Raw genomic sequence first — 461 nt, 5'->3', positions numbered from 1 at the left:
GGAAGGGATTCTGGATATGGAGAACGAGTATGAGAGGTTTAATATCAGGTCAAAAATGAATGTGGATATTACCGACAGGTTCAAAACAGGAATGAACGTGGTATTTAGTAATGCGACCCGCTATGCTCCCGAAAACGCGGCATGGTTCAATGCATACTTCGCCGTTCCTATTCTTCCTGTTATGGACCCATCGAACACGGCCGCTGCACCTATACAGTTTGCCAATGCTCAGCTCCTGGGCTATAGAAGCCCTCAAAACCCATTTCCGGTTATGGAATATAATGAAAACCGAATCAAAATAAGGAAGGTTCTTGCTACTATAGACTTTCAATATGATATTATAGAAGATAAACTTGACTTCAAAACTACCTATAGCCACAATTTAACTGCTCTTGAGGAAAGATATGTAAACCTTCCATATACCCTGGGTAATAATTATGAGGTACGGTCATCCATTCGAA

Annotated in this window: 1 pseudogene; it reads left to right on the top strand. The window is 41.0% G+C overall.

The annotated features are described in order from the left end of the window. Nucleotides 1-16: 16 nt before the first annotated feature. Nucleotides 17-461, top strand: a pseudogene (locus HC175_RS18410) (SusC/RagA family TonB-linked outer membrane protein); the annotation flags it as partial.

The sequence above is a fragment of the Salinimicrobium oceani genome (genome assembly GCF_012037645.1).
This window is presented reverse-complemented; position numbering and strand designations above follow the sequence as displayed.